At 69.6% G+C, this 18083-nt stretch carries 18 protein-coding genes and 1 tRNA gene; 6 read left to right on the forward strand and 13 right to left on the reverse strand.

Annotated elements, in window-relative coordinates; genetic code table 11:
• Nucleotides 1-32: 32 nt before the first annotated feature.
• Together F3H57_RS06280 and F3H57_RS06285 are read right to left on the reverse strand one after the other, a co-directional pair.
• Complete coding sequence (locus F3H57_RS06280; protein ID WP_149755044.1) at nt 33-3839, reverse strand: efflux RND transporter permease subunit; 3807 nt, start codon at nt 3837-3839, stop codon at nt 33-35.
• Complete coding sequence (locus tag F3H57_RS06285) at nt 3836-5146, reverse strand: efflux RND transporter periplasmic adaptor subunit (RefSeq protein WP_149755045.1); 1311 nt, start codon at nt 5144-5146, stop codon at nt 3836-3838. Before F3H57_RS06285 ends, F3H57_RS06280 begins: the two co-directional genes overlap by 4 nt.
• Before the next feature lie 259 nt (nt 5147-5405).
• Between F3H57_RS06285 and F3H57_RS06290 the strand changes: the two genes are divergently transcribed.
• The 3 genes from F3H57_RS06290 (at nt 5406) to der (ending at nt 8950) form a co-directional block, all read left to right on the forward strand.
• Nucleotides 5406-6059 carry a tetratricopeptide repeat protein gene (locus F3H57_RS06290; RefSeq protein ID WP_149755046.1) on the forward strand — a complete coding sequence of 218 codons (654 nt, stop codon included), beginning with the start codon at nt 5406-5408 and terminating at the stop codon, nt 6057-6059.
• 42 nt (nt 6060-6101) lie between these two features.
• Nucleotides 6102-7427: an outer membrane protein assembly factor BamB family protein gene (locus F3H57_RS06295; protein ID WP_223162987.1), complete on the forward strand. Its 1326-nt coding sequence runs from the start codon at nt 6102-6104 to the stop codon at nt 7425-7427.
• A gap of 65 nt (nt 7428-7492) precedes the next feature.
• On the forward strand, nt 7493-8950 hold the full coding sequence (gene der, locus F3H57_RS06300; RefSeq protein WP_149755047.1) for a ribosome biogenesis GTPase Der: 1458 nt from the start codon (nt 7493-7495) through the stop codon (nt 8948-8950).
• A gap of 121 nt (nt 8951-9071) precedes the next feature.
• On the opposite strand, the gene F3H57_RS06305 is transcribed toward der, so the two are convergent.
• From F3H57_RS06305 to F3H57_RS06325, 5 genes are all read right to left on the reverse strand, one after another.
• Complete coding sequence (locus F3H57_RS06305) at nt 9072-9491, reverse strand: PPC domain-containing DNA-binding protein (protein ID WP_149755048.1); 420 nt, start codon at nt 9489-9491, stop codon at nt 9072-9074.
• Nucleotides 9488-9736, reverse strand: coding sequence for a hypothetical protein (locus tag F3H57_RS06310; protein ID WP_149755049.1), 249 nt, complete (start codon nt 9734-9736; stop codon nt 9488-9490). Before F3H57_RS06310 ends, F3H57_RS06305 begins: the two co-directional genes overlap by 4 nt.
• 8 nt (nt 9737-9744) lie before the next feature.
• On the reverse strand, nt 9745-10668 hold the full coding sequence (rocF, locus tag F3H57_RS06315) for an arginase (protein ID WP_149755050.1): 924 nt from the start codon (nt 10666-10668) through the stop codon (nt 9745-9747).
• Between the two features lie 115 nt (nt 10669-10783).
• A complete protein-coding gene (locus F3H57_RS06320) occupies nt 10784-11245 on the reverse strand; it encodes a disulfide bond formation protein B (protein ID WP_149755051.1) in 462 nt (153 codons plus the stop codon).
• Between the two features lie 23 nt (nt 11246-11268).
• Nucleotides 11269-11847 carry a YqaA family protein gene (locus tag F3H57_RS06325; RefSeq protein WP_149755052.1) on the reverse strand — a complete coding sequence of 193 codons (579 nt, stop codon included), beginning with the start codon at nt 11845-11847 and terminating at the stop codon, nt 11269-11271.
• Nucleotides 11848-11958: 111 nt separating this feature from the next.
• Between F3H57_RS06325 and F3H57_RS06330 the strand changes: the two genes are divergently transcribed.
• Nucleotides 11959-12044: transfer RNA gene (locus tag F3H57_RS06330), tRNA-Leu, on the forward strand.
• 87 nt (nt 12045-12131) lie between these two features.
• Here F3H57_RS06330 and F3H57_RS22950 read toward each other — a convergent pair.
• The 5 genes from F3H57_RS22950 to F3H57_RS06355 all read right to left on the reverse strand — a co-directional run bounded on the left by F3H57_RS22950 (nt 12132) and on the right by F3H57_RS06355 (nt 15949).
• Complete coding sequence (locus F3H57_RS22950) at nt 12132-12455, reverse strand: transposase (protein ID WP_149755053.1); 324 nt, start codon at nt 12453-12455, stop codon at nt 12132-12134.
• A 25-nt stretch (nt 12456-12480) separates the two neighbouring features.
• Entirely contained in the window at nt 12481-13209 is a 729-nt protein-coding gene (locus F3H57_RS06340; RefSeq protein WP_149755054.1) for a YkgJ family cysteine cluster protein, read from the reverse strand.
• The gene (locus F3H57_RS06345) at nt 13206-14087 is read right to left on the reverse strand and encodes a hypothetical protein (RefSeq protein WP_149755055.1); all 882 of its coding nucleotides are present in this window, start codon (nt 14085-14087) and stop codon (nt 13206-13208) included. The genes F3H57_RS06340 and F3H57_RS06345 overlap by 4 nt, the downstream gene beginning before the upstream one ends.
• Nucleotides 14088-14358: 271 nt before the next feature.
• Nucleotides 14359-14661, reverse strand: coding sequence for an FtsB family cell division protein (locus F3H57_RS06350; protein WP_149755056.1), 303 nt, complete (start codon nt 14659-14661; stop codon nt 14359-14361).
• Between the two features lie 100 nt (nt 14662-14761).
• Nucleotides 14762-15949, reverse strand: a complete 1188-nt coding sequence (locus F3H57_RS06355) for a phosphoglycerate kinase (RefSeq protein WP_149755057.1) — start codon at nt 15947-15949, stop codon at nt 14762-14764.
• A 137-nt stretch (nt 15950-16086) separates the two neighbouring features.
• On the opposite strand from F3H57_RS06355, the gene F3H57_RS06360 reads away from it, so the two are divergent.
• On the forward strand, nt 16087-16593 hold the full coding sequence (locus F3H57_RS06360; protein WP_149755058.1) for a peptidylprolyl isomerase: 507 nt from the start codon (nt 16087-16089) through the stop codon (nt 16591-16593).
• Nucleotides 16586-17134, forward strand: a complete 549-nt coding sequence (locus tag F3H57_RS06365) for a peptidylprolyl isomerase (RefSeq protein WP_149755059.1) — start codon at nt 16586-16588, stop codon at nt 17132-17134. The genes F3H57_RS06360 and F3H57_RS06365 overlap by 8 nt, the downstream gene beginning before the upstream one ends.
• 44 nt (nt 17135-17178) lie before the next feature.
• Here the strand turns inward: F3H57_RS06365 and F3H57_RS06370 are convergent, their stop codons facing one another.
• Nucleotides 17179-18078 carry a GNAT family N-acetyltransferase gene (locus F3H57_RS06370; RefSeq protein ID WP_149755060.1) on the reverse strand — a complete coding sequence of 300 codons (900 nt, stop codon included), beginning with the start codon at nt 18076-18078 and terminating at the stop codon, nt 17179-17181.
• Between the last annotated feature and the right edge of the window lie 5 nt (nt 18079-18083).

The following is an 18083-nucleotide window of genomic DNA, read 5'->3' on the forward strand; positions in this document are numbered from 1 at the left end:
GGGGAGGGGCGAGCGTCCCCGGCGGCGGGGCGTCACTCCGCAGCGCGGAGATTATTCGGCGAGGTGCGCGCCGGCATGGGGGCGGGGGTATCGTCGTCCCAGAGGATGACCGGAGATTTCACCCGGCGGGCGCGCGCGGTGACGGCCCAGTCCTGCGCCGCGCGGCTCGCCCGGCCCAGCGACAGCGCCGAGAGCGCACGGCCGAGCCAGAGCGCGTAGGTCGTCACCCAGACCCGCGCCGCGAGCATCGCCGGTGTGAAGATCAGCGTCAGCACCGTCGCGATTCCCAGTCCGAAGACCACCGCCGTCGCCAGCTGCTTCCACCACAGCGCGGTGGGGCTGTCGATCGTGTAGCCGCCGCCGAAGAAATCGAGCGAGAGGCCGAACATCATCGGCGCGAGGCCGGCCATGGTGGTGATCGTGGTCAGCAGCACGGGGCGGATGCGGTCCTCCGCGGTGCGCACGATAGCCTCATCTCGGGGCATGTAGCGTTCGTATTCCTGATAGGTGTCGATCAGCACGATGTTGTTGTTCACCACGATCCCGGCCAGCGCGACGATCCCCGTGCCGGTCATGATGATGGAGAAGGTCTGCCCCATCACCAGCATGCCGATCAGCACGCCGGTCGTGGACAGGACCACGGCCAGAAGCACCAGCCCCGCGTTGTAGATCGAATTGAACTGCGCCAGCAGGATGATGAACATCAGCCCGAGCGCAGCGCCGAAGGCCTGGCCGAGGAAGGCCGTGCTTTCGGCCTGGTCCTCCTGGTCGCCGGTCCATTCCCAGTCGAGCCCGGCGGGCAGGGGGCCCGTGTCGAGCCACTCGGTCAGGAGCGCGATGCGCTCGTTGGGGTTCACCGGCACGAGGCTGAGCGTGCCCGACCTCAGGCCCTCGCCGATGCTGTCCGCTGTCGCCTCGCCCTCGGCGGCGAGGATCGCGTAGGTGCCGTCCGGGCCGTCGACCGTACCGCCGCCTCCGCCGCCCGCGGTGCGCAGGGTCGCGGCGACGGCGCCATCCTCGTCCACCGCCTTGAAGGTGCCGGGAAAGACGTCGGCCTTCACGTCGAAATAGCGCTTCTGGTCGACGCGGCTGATCTCGGCCAGCGTGTTGACCGGCTTGCGGGTGACGAAATTCGACAGCGGCACCAGCCCCTCGGAGGTGCGCACCTTGAGCGTGTCGAGGGTCGACAGCAGCCGGTCCTCCTCGGGCAGGCGCACGCGGATGTCGATTTCCTCGTCCGAGCTGTCGACGCGCATCGTGTCGAGCAGGAGGCCGCGGGTGACGAGCTGCACCATCGCGCCCACGGTGGCGACGTCGGCGCCGTAGCGGCCGGCCTTCTCCACGTCGACCTCGATTTCCCAGTCGATGCCGGGCAGGGGGCGGGTGTCCTCGATCAGGCGCAGGCCGGGGGTGGCGTCGAAGCGTTCGCGCGCCAGCGTCGTTGCGGCGATGAGGGTGTCCCAGTCGTCGCCCATGATCCGCAGGTGCACCGGCTTGGCCGAAGCCGGTCCCATGGCGAGGTTGAGGATCTCGGTCTCGATGCCGGGAATGGTCTCAAGCTGGTCCGTCAGCTCCGCGATCACCACGTCGCCGTCAAGGCTGGCGTCGCCCGCGCGGTCCTCCCACGGGACCGTCTCGAACTGGACCTGTCCGATCGTGTCCTTGGGGGCCTCGGCGCCGCCGGTGTTGTTGTTTAGGCCGCTCTCTCCGGCGAAGGCGAAGGCAGATTGCACGCCGGGATGGGCAAGCACGATGTCTTCGACGCGGCGGACGACAGCGTCCTTTTCCTCGAGGCTGAGATTGCCGCGCGCCTTGACGTAGACGAGCGCGAACTCGGGCTCGCTCTCCACGAAGAATTCGACGCCGTTCTGGTTCTCACCGTAGTAGATGAAGGTCGTGCCGACGAAGACGAAGATGATTGCGGCGGCGATCACCGGACCGAACGGGTTCTTGGCGATGAGCGCGATGAACAGGCCGAAGAGCGTGCGGCGGTATCCGCTCGTCACGCGCGTCTCGTCGCGGCGCCCGGTGATCCGGCGCCCCGCGGCGCGCAGACCGGCGCCGATGCGCACGAAGAGCGCGGCGAGCGACAGAAGCAGGACGGCGGCGCCGACCAGGGCCAGGGCAACCAGCAGCACCGCGGCGAGAATGCAGGCGAACAGCGCCAGGAAGGTGGGCATCACCGAGCCGAGGATGTCGCCCGAGTCCATGGCGCCGTAGGTGTCGATCACCACGACCCACAGCGCCGGCACGCCGGCCAGGGCAGCGCCGATGGGCAGGACCGCCAACGGGATCAGCAGCGCGTTCGCATAGAAGGGCAGGTGGCGGATGCGGTCGACAGCGTTGCCGAGACCGCGGCCGAAGCGGCCCAGCACGCCGCCGACGACCGGCAGGTAGACCAGCGCCACCACCAGCGAGGCCGAGAGCACGAAGATCAGCGTGACCGGCAGCATTCCCATAAACTGCCCCGGCACGCCGGGCCAGAACAGCATCGGCAGGAATGCGCAGAGCGTTGTCGCGGTCGACGATACCACCGGCCAGAACATGCGCTTGGCCGCGTCGGTATAGGCGTGCATCGGCCCCACGCCCTGTGCGATGCGCTTGTCGGCGTACTCCACAACCACGATGGCGCCGTCGACAAGCATCCCGACAGCGAGGATCAGCCCGAACATCACGATGTTCGAGATCGACACGCCCATCATCGCGAGGAACGCGAAGCACAGCAGGAACGAGGTCGGGATCGCGAAGCCGACGAGGATCGCCGGGCGCAGCCCGAGCGTCGCGAGAATGACGATCATCACAAGCGCGACGGCGGTCAGCACCGACCCCTGAAGCTGCTCGACCATCGACTGCACCTGCCGGCTCTGGTCGTTGGAGGTGCCGATGGTCACCGCGGCCTGCAATTGCTCGGGCCATTCGGCCTGTGCCGACGCGACCATGTCCTCCACCTGCGCGACCGTGTCGATGAGGTTGTAGCCCTTGCGCTTGACGATCTGCAGCGCGAGCGAGCGTTCGCCGTTGAAGCGCGACGTGCCGGTGCGGTCCTCGAAGGTCAGGTTGATCGTGGCGAGATCGCCCAGCGTCACCACCCGGTCGCCGTTCACCTTCACCGGCAGGTCGTAGACATCGCGCGGCTCGTCGAAGGACGACGGGATCTTGACCGCGAAGGCGCCCTGCGCCGTCTCCACCTCGCCGGCGGCAATGAGCTGGTTGTTGTTCCGCACGACGTTGATCAGCTCGCCCGCCGTGACATTGTAGCTTTCCAGCCGGAGGGGGTCGATCAGCACCTCGAGCATCTCGTCGCGGTTGCCGGCGATGCCGGCCTGCAGCACCGCGTCGAGCCCCTCCACCCGGTCCTGAAGGTCCTTGGCGATCCGCGCCATCGTGCGTTCGGGCACCGGACCGGTCAGGTTCACGATGACGATGGGAAATTCGGAGAAGTTGATCTCGTTGATCGAATACTGCTCCGCTCCGTCCGGGAATTTCGCCTCCGCGCGGGTCATGGCGTCGCGCACGTCGGCCATGATCTTGGTCTTGTCCCAGCCGAACTCGAACTCCATGGCGAGGCCGGCATAGTTCTCGGCTGCCGTGCCCGACATCTCCTTGAGGCCATCGAGATCCGACAACTCGGTCTCCATCGGCTTGACCAGCAGGCTCTCGGAATCCTGCGCCGAGATGCCGGGGAAGGGCACGGACACGAAGAGCGCCGGGATCTCGATATCCGGCTCGCCCTCCTTCGGCAGGGCGAGGTAGGCGACGGTGCCGATGACGATCGACAGCGCGATGAAGGTCACCACCATGCGCGCCCGCGCGGCCGCCCAGTCGACGAGCCCGGTCATTGGATGATGTCCTGGTAGGAAGGCGCGACAGGCACGCCGTCGGTGACGTATTCCTGCCCCAGCGTGATGATGTCGGTACGGTCGGGCAGGCCGGTGACCCAGGTGCCCTCCACGGTGTCGCGCACGATCTCGATGCCGTGGAACCGGGCGGTGCCGTCGTCGCCGACCGCGCGCACGCCGAGAGTGCCGTCGTCGCTGAGGGTCATCGCCGATTGCGGGATCAGGTGCGCCTTCACGCCGTCGCTGTCGATGGCGATCTCCGCCGTCTGGCCCGCCGATAGGGCGAGGTCGGCGTTGTCCGCGCGAATCTCCACCCGGAAGGTGCGGGTCAGCGCGTCGGCGCTGCGCGACACGAAGGTGACCTCGCCTGCTACCTCGCGCCCGCCGGTCAGCCGCGCGGACGCGGTGGCGCCGACATGGACGCGGCCGACGGCGGCTTCCGGCACGAAGCCGACGATCTTGATCGGATCGAGCTGGAGCACCGTGGCGCAGGGATCGCCGCCCATGCCGCCCGATTGCAGGAGCGCGCCAAGCTCTGCGGTGTCGCTTTCCAGCAGGCCGTCGAAAGGCGCGCGGATGGTCAGCTTGTCGATCTCGTTCTCGGCGCGGGCGACTGCAGCCTCGGCCGAGCGGATGCGCGCGGCGGCGCTTTCGAGCCCCGAGCGGGCGGCTTCGAGCCCGGCCTTCGCGCTCGAGACCGCGGCTTCGGCGGCGCGAACGGCGGCGCGCGTTTGCGCAACCCGGGTATCGGAGGCGTAGCCCGATCCCGAGAGCGTCGAAGCCGCGTTCTCGTTGATCCGCGCCTCTTCGAGCGCCGCTTCGGCCTCGGCCACCCGGGCCTCGGCCTCGGGCACGCGCGCCTCGGCTTCGGGGACGGAGGCGCGGGCCTCGGCGAGCGCGGCCTCGGCTTCTTCCAGGCTGATCTGGCGCGTCCCGGGGTCGAGCCGGCAGAGCGTATCGCCGGCATCGACGAAGGCACCCTTGCGCAGCGGGTCGGAGACAACCTTGCCGGTCGTCTCGGCCATCACGGCGACCTCGCGCAGCGCCTCGGTCTCGCCGCGCAGGCGCACGGCGCTGTCGATCTCCTGGGCCACGCTCTTCATCGCCATGACCCGCACCGCCCCCTCGCGAGGGGGCGTTTCACTGGCGTCGGTATCGGCTTTGACCGGGATGTCGGGGGGCTGGTCCGCCTCGACCTCGGTCGGGGCGGCGGGGCCGATCAAGGCCACGAAACGATCACGCTCCACGACCACGGCGTAGAGCAACGCGGCCACCAGGACCGCAAGAAGAACCGGAAAAACGCGCATTAAGTATCAATCCTGTCCGTATGCGCTCTTCACGCCAAAGGCTCTAGGAACGCAAGGCTCATCTGGACCATACCCGGTCCGATCTCCCTATTTCTAAACTCTTCGGTTCAGATCGGGGTCGTCAACGTCGCGTTCAAGGCGACGCGACGAATTTCGTGCCGGTATCGGTGCGCGGGCATCGGGGAAGTCCGCTTGGCAGCCGCCACCGCCTTCGATAAGGGGTGGACGGACGATCACCGCTTGAAAAAGAGGCGCCCGCGTGAGCCAACCCGATAGCTTCATCGACGAAGTCACCGAAGAGGTCCGCCGTGACCGGCTTTACGGCTACCTGCGGCGTTATGGCTGGATCGCCGTGCTGCTGGTGCTGCTGATCGTCGGCGGGGCGGCCTGGCGGGAATACCGCGCCGCGCAGCAAGAGGCCGCGGCGCAGGAATTCGGCTCTGCGATCTACGCGGCGCTCGACGCGGAGACCGCCGAGGAACGCGCCGCCGCGCTGGCCGAGGTCCAGGCGCCCGAGGGTGGGGCGGAAGCGATCCTCGCCATGCTGCGGGCGGGCGAGCAATCTTCGGCCGAAGGCGCCGATACCGCCGCCGCGTCGGAGACGCTGAATGCCGTGAACGTGAGCGGAGAGAATGACATCTATCGCCAGATCGCCCACTTCAAGGCGCTCACGCGTGAAGGTGTGGACGCGCAGACACGGCAGAGCGGCTTCGCGGCGATGGCAGAGGGCGGACCGCTGCGGCTGATGGCCGAGGAACAGCTGGCGCTGCTGGAGATCGAGGCGGGAGAGACCGACGCGGCGCTGACGCGCCTGCAGGGGATCCGCCAGGATTCGGAAGTGACCCAGGGCTTGCGCCTCCGGGCGTCGCAGTTGATTGTGGCGCTCGGCGGCTCGATCGAGGATGCCTCCTGAACGAGGCGCCCGCGCGAGGGTGGACAGAACGGGGACGGGGACTTGGCGAAGCTTCTCAATCTGGCGCTGATGGCCGGTGTGACGGCGCTTGCGGCCTGCGGCGAGCGCGAGGTCATCCTGCCGGGCGAACGGCTCGGCATCCGCGAGGTGCTCCAGACGCAACCGTCTGAATCCATGCCCGGACCGAATCGCGCGGTGCCGGCGGCGCTGCCCGGCGCGGTGCAGAACGGCGCCTGGACGCAGAGCCAGGTCAGCCCGCATGCCCGCGTCGAACATGCCGCGCTGTCGCTGCCGTTGCAGCCGCTGTGGTCGGTGGATATCGGCCAGGGCGACGTGAAGCGCCAGCGGCTGAACACCGACCCGGTCTCGGACGGATCGCGTATCTACGTCATGTCCTCGGACTTCATCGTTTCGGCCATCTCGCCCTCCGGCGCGGTGCTCTGGCAGACCTCCCTGGTGCCGCGGCGCGACCAGAGCTTCCAGGCGCAGGGCGGCGGTCTCGCCCTCGGCGGCGGGCGGCTGTTCGTCTCGACGGGCTTCGGGGAGCTCACGGCGCTCGATCCCGCCTCGGGCGGCGAGGTCTGGAGCCAACGGCTGCAGGACACTGCCACCGGCGCACCGAGCTACCGCGACGGGCTGGTCTACATCACCTCGGGTGACTCGGTCGGCTGGGCCATCGAGGCGCCGGACGGGCGTATTCGCTGGCGCGCCGACGGCGTGCCGGACATCGCCAACGTCGCCGGTGCGCCGGCCCCCGCCATCGGGGCGGAGCAGGTCGTCTTCGCCTTCGGCGACGGCAACCTGCAAGCGCGTTTCCGGCAGGGCGGAAACGGCATCTGGTCCGAGATCGTTGGCGGATCGCGGCGTGGCCGGGTGCTGTCGCGCATCGACGACATGACCGGCGATCCCACCATCGCCGGTAACACGGTCTATGCCGGCACCCATTCGGGGCGTTTCACGGCGCGGTCGATGGGCTCCGGAGAGGATATCTGGACCATCGACAAGGGCGCCTTCGGCCCGCCCCTCGTGGCCGGAAATTCCGTGTATTTTCTCAGCGATCTGGATGAACTGGTGCGCGTCGACCGCGAGACCGGGGCGCAGGTCTGGGCCGCGGACCTGCCGGGCTGGAAACGCTCCGCCCGGCCGTCGCGGCGCCGCGACAGCGCCTTCGCCAACCACGGCCCGGTGCTGGCGGGCGGGCAGCTCTGGGTCGCCTCGTCGGACGGCGCGCTGCGCGCCTTCGCGCCCGAGGACGGAAGGCTGGTCGCGCAGGTGCCGGTCGAGGGCGGCGCCACCGCGAGCCCGATCGTGGTGAACGGCACGCTCTACGTGGTCACCGCGGACGGCGCGCTCGCCGCCTACCGCTGAGGCGGCTTTCCTTCGCGCCGCTTCTGCGGTAACGGGGCGCCTTGGATCTGGCCGGAGCGTCTGTCATGCCCTTCACCCTCGCCATCGTCGGCCGGCCCAACGTGGGCAAGTCGACGCTGTTCAACCGGCTCGTCGGCAAGCGGCTGGCGCTGGTCGACGACCAGCCCGGCGTGACGCGCGATCTGCGCGAGGGCGAGGCGCGGCTCGGCGACATCTCCTTCACCGCCATCGACACCGCGGGGCTGGAGGACGCGAACGACGATTCGCTCCAGGGCCGGATGCGGCGCCTGACCGAGCGGGCGGTCGACATGGCCGACGTGTGCCTGTTCCTGATCGACGCGCGCACCGGCATCACCCCGACCGACGAGATCTTCGCGGAGATCCTGCGCAAGCGCGCCGATCACGTCCTGCTGGCCGCCAACAAGGCCGAGGGCCGCGCGGCGGAGGCCGGCGTGATCGAGGCCTGGGGCCTCGGCCTCGGGGAACCCATCCAGCTTTCGGCCGAGCACGGTGAAGGCATGTCGGAGCTTTATTCCGCGCTCCTGCCCCTGTCCGAGGGCTTCGCCGAGGTCGCGGCACGCACGTCCGAGGAGCCGGACCTGTCGCTGCCGGTGTCGGAAGAGGCGGACGAGGACGGACCCGCGCCGACACCCGACAAGCCGCTGCAGATCGCGGTGGTGGGACGACCGAATGCGGGCAAGTCGACGCTCATCAACCGCCTTCTGGGGGAGGATCGGCTCCTGACCGGGCCCGAGGCGGGGATCACCCGCGACGCTATCTCTGTCACCATGGACTGGGACAGCGTGCCGACGCGCATCTTCGACACCGCGGGCATGCGCAAGAAGGCCAAGGTTCAAGGAAAGCTGGAAAAGCTGTCGGTGGCCGACGGGCTGCGCGCGGTCAAGTTCGCCGAGGTCGTGGTGGTGCTTCTGGACGCGGCGATCCCGTTCGAGCAGCAGGACCTGCGGATTGCCGATCTGGCCGAGCGCGAGGGCCGCGCGGTGGTCGTGGCGGTCAACAAGTGGGACCTCGAGGAGGATAAGAGCGGCAAGCTCGCCGCCCTGCGCGAGGCGTTCGACCGGCTTCTGCCGCAACTGCGCGGGGCGCCGCTGGTGACGGTCTCGGCGCGGACGGGCCGCGGGCTCGACCGGCTGCGCGGCGCTGTGATGCGCGCCCACGAGGTCTGGAACCGGCGCGTGCCGACCGCGCAGCTCAACCGTTGGCTCGGCGAGATGGTGGAGGCGCACCCGCCCCCGGCACCCGGCGGGCGGCGCATCAAGCTGCGCTACATGACCCAGGCCAAGACCCGGCCGCCGCATTTCGTGGTGATGTGCTCGCATCCCGACAAGATGCAGGACGCCTACACGCGCTACCTCGTAAACGGGCTGCGCGCCGATTTCGACATGCCGGGCACGCCGATCCGGCTGGTGATGCGCGGGCAGGGCGCGCGCAACCCCTACAAGGGCCGGCGCGAGAAGAACGCTGGCGCGCTGCAGAAGCACCTCGACAAGCGCCGCGGCTGAGGCCTGCGGTGCGCGTGCCGCGCGCGCGATATTTTGGGGGGAACCCCCAAACCCCCGGTGGGGGGCGCTGCCCCCCACGCCCCCAGGAGTATTTGGAAGCCCAAAGAAGCGGGGGCGGTTTTCAGTCGAAGGCGAGTTCATTGTAGCCGGTGCGCGGATCCCGCGGGCGGGTGAAGCGGGGGCCGGTGGCGAGGGCGAGGACGATCTCGGCGGTGGTGCGGACGGGGTTGCCGCGCAGGAGGTGGCCGCCGGTCATCGTGCCGCGCGCGTCCGACACCGCGAGGTGAAGGTGCGGGCCGTCCTGCGAGAAGGTGCCGGAGAGAGCGACGATTTCCAGCGGGCCGGGGATGGTGAGGGTGTCGTCCCGGCCGGCGGAGCGGAGCGTGGCGTGGGTGAGCGAGCCGACGGCGGCGGCGAGGAAGCCGGCGACATCGGGCTCAGCGTTGAAGGCGGCCTCCAGACTCTCGCGCAGGTCGGCGCCGGGGGCGAGGCGAAGGGCGACGAAGCGGGTAGCGCTTGACGGCCAGGCGGTGGAGATCATGCCGCCGCCCTCCCGGCGCGGCGCAACTGCATGCCGAAGAGGTCGCGCGGTTGGCCGGCGGCGGTGACGGGCCGCAAGTTCTGGCGCACAGTGCTCCATCTGCAGGCGTCGCCGTTCGCGATCCTGTCGAAGTGATACCTGCGGCGGTACTCCTCCTCGATGTGGTCCGCGAGATTGCGGAGCGCGGCATCGAGCCCGAGGCGAATCGAGACGAAGCGAACGAGCGCCTTGTCCGAGGGGGGCATGGCGGACCTCAGAGGATGCGGGGCGTGGGGCGGTCGAAGACGCGGCGGCCGAGGGCCGAGGCGGCGAGATCGACCATCAACTGCGCGGTGCGGCCGCGTTCGTCGAGCATCGGGTTGAGCTCCACCAGGTCGAGCGACGACATCAGTCCCGAATCGTGCAGGATCTCCATCGCGAGGTGTCCCTCGCGCACCGTGGCGCCGCCGGGGACCGTGGTGCCCACCGCCGGTGCGACCGCCGGGTCGAGGAAGTCGACATCGAGGGAGACGTGCAGGTCGCCGCCCGCCGCCGCGACCGTTTCGAGAAAGGCATTGAGCGGAGCGGCGATGCCGGTCTCGTCGATATTGCGCATGTCGTGGCGCCGGATGCGGCTGGCCTCGAGAGCTGCGCGCTCCGGCCCGTCGACGGAGCGCAGGCCGATAATGCAGACATTCTCCTCGAGAACCGGATGGGGCACCGAGGGAAAGCCGGGAAAACCCTCGCGGCCGGTGATGTAGGCCAGCGGCGTGCCGTGGAGATTGCCGCTGCCCGTAGTCAGCGCGGTGTGGAAGTCGGAATGGGCGTCGAGCCAGAGCACGAAGAGCGGTCGCCCGCGGGACGCGGCGTGCGCCGCCGCGCCGTGCACGGTCCCCAGTGACAGCGCGTGATCGCCCCCCATGAAGATCGCGGTGCCGCGTCCGAGCGCATCCTCGGCAGCGCGGGAGAGTGCCGCGGTCCAGCCGATCGTCTCGGGCAGGGCGTGAAGATGCGCGTCCGGGGCGACGTCCACGGCGTCCGGGGCCACGTTCCCGAGGTCGTGCACGTCGTGCCCGAGATCGGCGAGCGCGCCGTGCAGGCGTGCGCAGCGATAGGCGTCGGGGCCCATCAGACAACCGGCGCGACGCTTGCCGGAATCCACCGGCGCGCCGACGAGAAGGATGGTGCGGTGGCTCATCGATACCTCTTCGGACGTGGTGCTTACGGGCCGAGTATGTCGCGGTGCGGCGCGGCGTCCAGTCGACCGATCGGCGGCAATGGGCGCCGGCTCCGCAAGATGGACGCCGGGCAGCTCAGGCGTCGCGGCGCCACGCGGCGATCCAGACGGCGGCGAGCGCGAGCGACAGCAGGGCGTTCCAGCTTGCCATGGACAGGCCCGCAAGCTGCCAGGCGACCTCGTCGCATCGCACCAGCGGCGCGTTCATGATCTGGTCCATGAGCTGATCGGTCGACAACCCGTCGATGGCGCCCGAGGTGCAGGTCGAGGGGCCCTCCCACCAGCCGCGTTCCACCCCCGTGTGGTAGATGCCGACGCCGGCGGTGACCAGCATGGCAGCCGTGCCGAGCAGCGAAAGCGCCGCCCCGGAGATGCGCGTGGCGACAAGACCCAGCAGGATCGCAAATCCGTGCGGATACCGCTGCCAGTGGCAGAGCTTGCAGGGCGCCAGGCCGCCCAGGTGCTGGAAGCCGAGGGCCCCGAGAAGCAGCGCGGCGGAGCCGGCGGATGCGATCAGGATCAGGGCGTTGCGGGTCATTCCACGCGTCCTCGTGCCAGGGCTCACAGATACCGCACCAACACGAAGCCGCCGATGAGCGCCACGCAAAAGAGCGTGAACACAAGGCCGAGCCGCCGTTCGATGAAATCGCGGATCGGGGGGCCGAACCAGTTGAGCAGCGCGGCCACGATGAAGAATCGCAATGCGCGGGCGACGAGCGCGCTCAGCACGAAGGGCAGGAGCGGCATTGCCGCCCAGCCCGACATTATGGTGATGACCTTGAACGGGAACGGCGTGACCCCGGCGACCAGCACCGCCCAGACGCCGAGCTCCTGAAAGCGGGCATTGAAGGCGATCATCTTGTCGCCCTTGCCGAGCGCTTCCAGCACCGGCGCCCCGATCTGGTCGTAGAAGAAGTAGCCGATACCGTAGCCGGCCAACCCGCCGGCGACGGAGGCGAGAGTCCCCACCAGCGCGATGGCCCAGGCGCGCCGCGGCTGCGCGAGGATCATCGGGATCATCATCACGTCCGGCGGGATCGGGAACACGGAGCTTTCGATGAAGGCTACGAGAGCGAGCACCCACATGGCGTGCGGATGCTCTGCATAGGACAGCGTGCGGTCGTAGAGACGTCTCAGCATGGGCCTCGCCCTGAGGGGGTCGGTCCGGTTGACCATGGTGGCACGGGGTCGTCAAGCCGCGCTGATTGCCTCTGGACGCAAGGACACGCGGACGGTAGGAGCAGCACTCAGGCCCAAGTGGCGGAATGGTAGACGCAGGGGATTCAAAATCCCCCGGTCGAAAGATCGTGTCGGTTCGAGTCCGACCTTGGGCACCACCCGCATCAGGCAAGCCTTTGTTTCCCTCAGCTTCAACACGGGCTGAGCCGGGGCGTGGACCATGCCGGAGAGCAAGGCTGCCGCCTTCACATTCGCGAGGCAGGGCATCCACGACGTCCACGACGTGGTCCGACGCGCTCCTTGCCACTGCTCGACCGGTTCGCAGGTGTCAGTCCCAGCCAGGCCGCGAGTTCGCGCCCGCTCGGGAACCGCCGGGCGCTGCCGATGGTGGCCGCGATGGCCGAGGCGCGCACGGGACCGACGCCAGGAAACGTCCGGGGCCGCCGGATCTGCGGATTGGACCGGGTCTCTATCCTCGGCCGCAACTCATGCCCGCCGACCGGGTTCAGGAACGTCGTGAACTGCCGGGTCAGGGCCCTGAACCATGAGGCCCGTGTGACCGATGTCATGGGGGACGACCGGCGGCGGGACCGCTCAGGCGTGCGGGGGTGCCAGCCGCGCGCGTTCGTCGTCGAGCGTGCGCGGCTTGTGGCGTGCCTCGCGCAGCGCGGCGGAGAGGTCGCGGCCTTCCACCGCCGCCGCCGCAATGCGGGACAGCGCGTAGGTCGGTACTGTCACATGCCCGGCCAGAGCGGCGCGCCCCAGCGCCTGGACGGTCAGGTAGAGCCTTTGCGCGCCGAGCGTGACGGGTCCGGGGGCGGGGACGCCTTCGGCGATGCTGCGGCAGGCCTCCGAATCCGGGGACAGGTAGGTGCGGCAGATCATCGGGCGGGCGTCATAGGCGCGGCACATGCGGGTGTCGGGATCGAGGGCAGGGCAGGCGCGCGACGACCAGGCGCGCCCGTCCGGTGCTCCGGCGAGCGGTGCGAGCGCGGCGTGCAGATGGCGTGCCTCGGCCTCGAGGATCACCGCGCCCTCGTCGCCGGCCAGGATGCAGCAGAAGGCGCAGCCGGGCGCACAGGCGGCCGTCCGGACGGGTTCGGAGGCCGCCTGGCCCTGGAGCTCCGCCCCGCCGATGCGCAAGGCCGGCAGGCCCGCCTTGACCTCGCGCAGGACCACATCCAGCGATTGCCCGTGACGCTCCGCGGTATCGAGGTAGAGGTCGAGCATCTGCCGCGCGCGGGCCGCGTCCGCGCCGCGCAGCCGTACCGCGCCGACCCGCTTGCGCAGCTCGGCAAGGCTCTTCGGGGCACGCCCGCTCATGGCGCGATCGTCTTGACGCCGGGCATGCGGGCGATCGCGTCGAGATCCTCCTCGTAGCGCTCCGTCAGTGCCGCGACGCGGGTCGCGTCCCAACCCGGCAGGTCGAGCTCTTCCTCGATCGCGTCCGCACGCGCGTACTTGTCGAGGAAGGCGACCATCACGCGCCGGCGCTGATGCTCGGTCAGCCCCGGATGCTCCGCGAGATAGGCCCGGAAACGCTTCATGCCCTCGGGCTCCATGATCTCGGACAGAAGGTCGAAAGCGCCCTTGATGCGGCGGTCGGCCTCGATCCCGGCCATCGTGCGCAGGATCTGGCCCCAGATCAGCGGCGTGTCCTCGTTGGCCCAGAGGGTGATCGGCACGTCCGGATGCGCGGCCCGAAGCCTGCGCACGAGGTCGGACCAGCGCAGGTCTTCGGGCGCCAGCCCGTCGAGGAACTCGGTGAACTCGGTCTGCGGCGCCTCCGCGAAGACCGCCGGCAGGAAGGTGGCCGGATCGCGGACGCCGAGAAACAGCTCGATCCCGTCGCCGGCGAAAAGCGACTTGAGCGCGCCGAGCCGTTCCTCGGCCCGCGCGTAGAGGATCCCGCCGCGCAGCGCGAGCTTGGGCACGCCGAAGAAGTTCCGGTGCGACAGGATCATGCGGCCCACATGCTCGGCATCCTCGGTGAGGATGGTTTCCATCAGGACGTCGCGGGCCTCCGGCCCCGGCGTGCCGGTGGCGAGCGCCTGCACAGCGTCGCTGAGCAGCGTCCGGTACCGGCTCGGCCCGGGCACCGCCACCCCGTCATCGCGCCACGCCTCGGCATTGCGCGACAGGCCCCGAAGCAGCCGGTCCTCGTCGGTGGCGTGCACGCCGGCGTGAAGGATGATTTGCATGTATCGTGGCTTCGGATTGCTGCCGCTTCGGCCTAGTGCAAGCGGGCGCGGTTGGTCAAACGGCTTCTGGGGCGGGCCTGCCCCGTGCCGGGCGCGACGCAGATGGCGGTGCTGGGTGGGGGCCAGCCCCCACACCCCCGGAGTATTTGGAACGAGAAGAAGGGAAGGGGGCGGTTCCTGCGGTTCCGAACCGGGCCGGAATGCCGGGGCAGGGTGAGACCCACCGAGGGCGGCGAGGTCGGGAGAACTTGGGCGGCCGTGCGGTGCGCGTTCAGCGCACGACGATTTCGTCGGCGCGGACGAGGCCGAGGACATCGCGCGCCTGTTCGTCGAGAAGGTCGAGATCGAGATAGGTGTCCGACAGCCGCCGGGTGAGGTTCTCCATCCGCGCGACCTCGGCCTTCAGGCGATCGAGTTCCTCGGCCTGCTGGCGGGCCTCCACCTCGATCTCCGCGCGGCGGAAGAGCCCGTAATCCCCCTGCACCGCGGCGAAGGTGAAATAGGCTCCGATCACCAATGCGCCGGCGAAGTAGAGAAGCGCCCCGAACGCGGGGCGGTGTCGGAGATGGGTCATGGCTCTGCCTCGGTCGCGCCTCTGGGCGGGCGCTGCACGGTGACGATGGCACAGCGGGGCGGGCGTGAAAATCACCCGCCGCGCTGTCGCGAATCGGGTGTTACCCGAGTGCCGCAACTCCGGGCAAAGTCTTGCCTTCCATCCATTCCAGGAAGGCGCCGCCCGCGGTGGAGATGTAGCTGAACGATTCGGCCGCACCGGCCTTGTTGAGCGCCGCCACCGTGTCGCCGCCGCCGGCGACCGAAACGAGCTTGCCGGCGGCCGACAATTCGGCCGCGTGGGAAGCGGCGGCATTGGTGGCCGCGTCGAACGGCGCGATTTCGAACGCGCCGAGGGGGCCGTTCCAGATCAGTGTTTCGGACCGGTCCAGGACGTCGCGGATATGGGCGACGCTGTCGGGGCCGGCGTCGAGGATCATCGCGTCCTCGGGGCAGTCCTCGGCCTTGACGATGCCGTGCGGGGCGCCGGCCTTGAATTCGCGGGCGACAACGACGTCGCGCGGCAGCAGTATCTCGCATCCCGTGGAGGCGGCCTTCTCGGCGATCTCCTTGGCGGTGCCGGTCATGTCGTGCTCGCAGAGCGACTTGCCGACGCTAAGGCCCTGCGCGGCGAGGAAGGTGTTGGCCATGCCGCCGCCGATGATCAGCGTGTCCACCTTCTCGATCAGGTTGGACAGAAGGTCGAGCTTGGTCGAGACCTTGGCGCCGCCGACGACGGCCGCAACGGGCCGCCTGGGGTCGCCAAGCGCGGCCTCGAGCGCTTTCAGCTCGGCCGCCATCAGCCGTCCGGCGCAGGCCGGAAGCTTGCGCGCCAGCGCCTCGGTGGACGCGTGCGCGCGGTGCGCGGCGGAGAAGGCGTCATTGCAGTAGGCATCGCCGAGCGCGGCCATCTCGTCGGCCAGCGCGTCGTCGTTCTTTTCCTCGCCGGGGTGGAAACGCGTGTTCTCCAGCAGCAGGACCTGGCCGTCCTCCAGTGCACCGACAGCGGCCTCGGCCGCCGGGCCGCGGCAATCGGCGGCGAAGACGACACTGGTGCCGAACGCCTCTTCGAGGGCGGGGACGAGCGGCTGCAGGCTCATCTCGGGGACATGTGCGCCCTTGGGCCTGCCGAAATGTGCCAGCAGGATCGGCTTGCCGCCGGCCTCCAGGATGGCGCGGATCGTCGGCACGATGCGCTCGATCCGGGTGGCGTCGGTGACGCGCCCGTCCTCGACCGGCACGTTGATGTCGACGCGGGTCAGCACGCGCTTGCCCGCAAGGTCCATCTGGTCGAGCGTCTTCCAGGCCATCGGCAATCCTCCTGTCGAAAGGCTTTGGGCGCGATGCATGGCCCCTTGCGGGCCCGGCGTCAACAAAGCGGCGCCTTGTGGCGCGCCGCTGCCGGTTATACCTAAGGCGCCAGCATCGGATAAGGGAGAGCGCACACGTGGCCGAGATCAAGGACCCCGAGAACACCATCCTGATGGAACTGGCGGGCGGTACCGTCATCATCGAGCTTCTGCCCGACGTGGCGCCGAAGCATGCCGAACGGATGAAGGAACTGGCGCGCGCGGGCGCCTACGACAACGTGGTCTTTCACCGGGTGATCGACGGCTTCATGGCGCAGACCGGCGACGTGCGGCACGGCAATGCCGAGGACGGGTTCGACCTGCGCATGGCCGGGACCGGCGCATCGGAACTTCCGAACCTGCCGGCGGAGTTCTCCAAGCTGCCGCACGACCGCGGCACGCTGGGGGCGGCGCGGTCGCAGAACCCGAACTCCGCCAATTCGCAGTTCTTCATCAGCTTCAAGGACAACCATTTCCTGAACGGGCAATACACGGTTTATGGCCGCGTGATCTCGGGCATGGAGCATGTCGACGCGCTTACCCGCGGCGAGCCGCCGAAGAACCCCGACCGCATGATCAGCGTGAAGGTGGCCGCGGATGCGTAAGGCCCTGATCGCAGCAGCCCTCGTCGCCGCCGGTCCGGCCGCCGCGACGGGGATAGAGATCGACGTGACCGGAGAGGCGAATGGCACCATCGCCATCGACCTCTTCGAAGACGTCGCGCCGCAGCACGCGGAGCGGATCGCAACGCTCGCGGAGGAGGGAGCCTATGACGGCGTGGTCTTTCACCGCGTGATCGACGGCTTCATGGCGCAGACCGGCGACGTGGAGTTCGGCAAGACCGGCGGCGACATGCGCATGGCCGGGCGTGGCGGCTCGGACCTGCCGGACCTGCCGGCAGAGTTCTCGGACCTCGGCTTCGAGCAGGGAGTCGTCGGCATGGCTCGCTCGCAATCGCCCGACAGTGCCAACTCGCAGTTCTTCATCATGTTCGACGACGCGCCTTTCCTGAACGGCCAGTATACCGTGGTGGGGGAGGTCACGTCTGGTCAGGACGTGGTCGATGCAATCAAGCGCGGCACGGGCCCGAACGGCGCCGTGGTCGGAGAGCCCGACGTGATGGAAGAGGTGCGCGTCACCGAGTGACGCGGTCCTCTGGACTGGATCGCCTGTGCGCCGATCCCGCCGCTTCACTTCACCTCCGGGCTGCCGGCTGGCGGTAGACCCGGGGGCAGGCGGGCCGGCGTCCCCGCCCATCCGGCGGGCAGGCGCCGGGCCAAGGGCGCAAGCACCGGATGCAGAAGCCACGTTCCGCCGAGCGCCACCGGCGCCGCGCCCGTACGGAGCTTGAAGCGCGCGAGACCGGGGGCCGTCACGGTGTCGACCGTGCCAAGGTCGATCTCGTGCAGCCCCCGCGCCGCCGCCCAGCACATCGCCTGCCAGAGCACCGCGTTCATCGCCGACACCGCCCGGCCGGCGGGCCGGGTCACGCCGATCTGCCAGGTGGCGCGCCGCCCGTGCACGAGAAGCAGCGCCGCGGCGTCTGTCTGCCCGTCCAGCGTGGCGGTGACGAGCCGGGCCGCGGCCGGATTGGCAGCCGAATAGGCGGCGCAGAACCCGGCCGGCCAGCGGCGATAGCGCCGCGACCGCGCCTGCGCCGCCTCTTCCCGCAAGAGCCAGTGCCCGGGTTCGGCCGGAAACACGCGCACGCGGGTGGTCACACCCGCCCGCTGTGCCGCGTTCAGCCGGTTGCGCCATTTCTGGGCGAGCGCGGCGCGCATCGCGTCCTCCTCGCCCAGGGGCAGGCGCGCGATGGTGGCCGGACTCAGCAGCGGCCAAGCGCCGGCCTCGCGCCAGCCTGCCGCCGTCTCGGGGTTGAGCAGGATCGGCCCCGGCTCCTCTGACGCTTCTTCCAGCCACCGGCCGTGCGCGGGCCCGCGTGAAATCAGTCGCACATGACCGAGCACCGACACCTCGCGCCGGTGTTCGTTCCAGACGGTGCCGCAACTGCCGGTCTGGCGCTGCACCGGCCAGCCGAGAAAGCGGGCCGTCGCGTAGAATTCCCAGGATTGCTGAAGCGGATAGTACATGGCCC

This window comes from Roseivivax sediminis (assembly GCF_900112685.1).
Classification (GTDB): domain Bacteria; phylum Pseudomonadota; class Alphaproteobacteria; order Rhodobacterales; family Rhodobacteraceae; genus Roseivivax; species Roseivivax sediminis.

Excerpts from the sequence above, each read along its gene's own strand:
- F3H57_RS06345 (WP_149755055.1), bottom strand. The coding sequence starts at position 14,087 with ATGCAAATCATCCTTCACGCCGGCGTGCACGCCACCGACGAGGACCGG.
- F3H57_RS06285 (WP_149755045.1), bottom strand. The coding sequence starts at position 5,146 with ATGCGCGTTTTTCCGGTTCTTCTTGCGGTCCTGGTGGCCGCGTTGCTC.
- F3H57_RS06350 (WP_149755056.1), bottom strand. The coding sequence starts at position 14,661 with ATGACCCATCTCCGACACCGCCCCGCGTTCGGGGCGCTTCTCTACTTC.
- F3H57_RS06370 (WP_149755060.1), bottom strand. The coding sequence starts at position 18,078 with ATGTACTATCCGCTTCAGCAATCCTGGGAATTCTACGCGACGGCCCGC.
- F3H57_RS06355 (WP_149755057.1), bottom strand. The coding sequence starts at position 15,949 with ATGGCCTGGAAGACGCTCGACCAGATGGACCTTGCGGGCAAGCGCGTG.
- der (WP_149755047.1), top strand. The coding sequence starts at position 7,493 with ATGCCCTTCACCCTCGCCATCGTCGGCCGGCCCAACGTGGGCAAGTCG.
- F3H57_RS06325 (WP_149755052.1), bottom strand. The coding sequence starts at position 11,847 with ATGCTGAGACGTCTCTACGACCGCACGCTGTCCTATGCAGAGCATCCG.
- F3H57_RS06305 (WP_149755048.1), bottom strand. The coding sequence starts at position 9,491 with ATGATCTCCACCGCCTGGCCGTCAAGCGCTACCCGCTTCGTCGCCCTT.
- F3H57_RS06340 (WP_149755054.1), bottom strand. The coding sequence starts at position 13,209 with ATGAGCGGGCGTGCCCCGAAGAGCCTTGCCGAGCTGCGCAAGCGGGTC.
- F3H57_RS06280 (WP_149755044.1), bottom strand. The coding sequence starts at position 3,839 with ATGACCGGGCTCGTCGACTGGGCGGCCGCGCGGGCGCGCATGGTGGTG.
- rocF (WP_149755050.1), bottom strand. The coding sequence starts at position 10,668 with ATGAGCCACCGCACCATCCTTCTCGTCGGCGCGCCGGTGGATTCCGGC.
- F3H57_RS06320 (WP_149755051.1), bottom strand. The coding sequence starts at position 11,245 with ATGACCCGCAACGCCCTGATCCTGATCGCATCCGCCGGCTCCGCCGCG.
- F3H57_RS06310 (WP_149755049.1), bottom strand. The coding sequence starts at position 9,736 with ATGCCCCCCTCGGACAAGGCGCTCGTTCGCTTCGTCTCGATTCGCCTC.
- F3H57_RS06365 (WP_149755059.1), top strand. The coding sequence starts at position 16,586 with ATGCGTAAGGCCCTGATCGCAGCAGCCCTCGTCGCCGCCGGTCCGGCC.
- F3H57_RS22950 (WP_149755053.1), bottom strand. The coding sequence starts at position 12,455 with ATGACATCGGTCACACGGGCCTCATGGTTCAGGGCCCTGACCCGGCAG.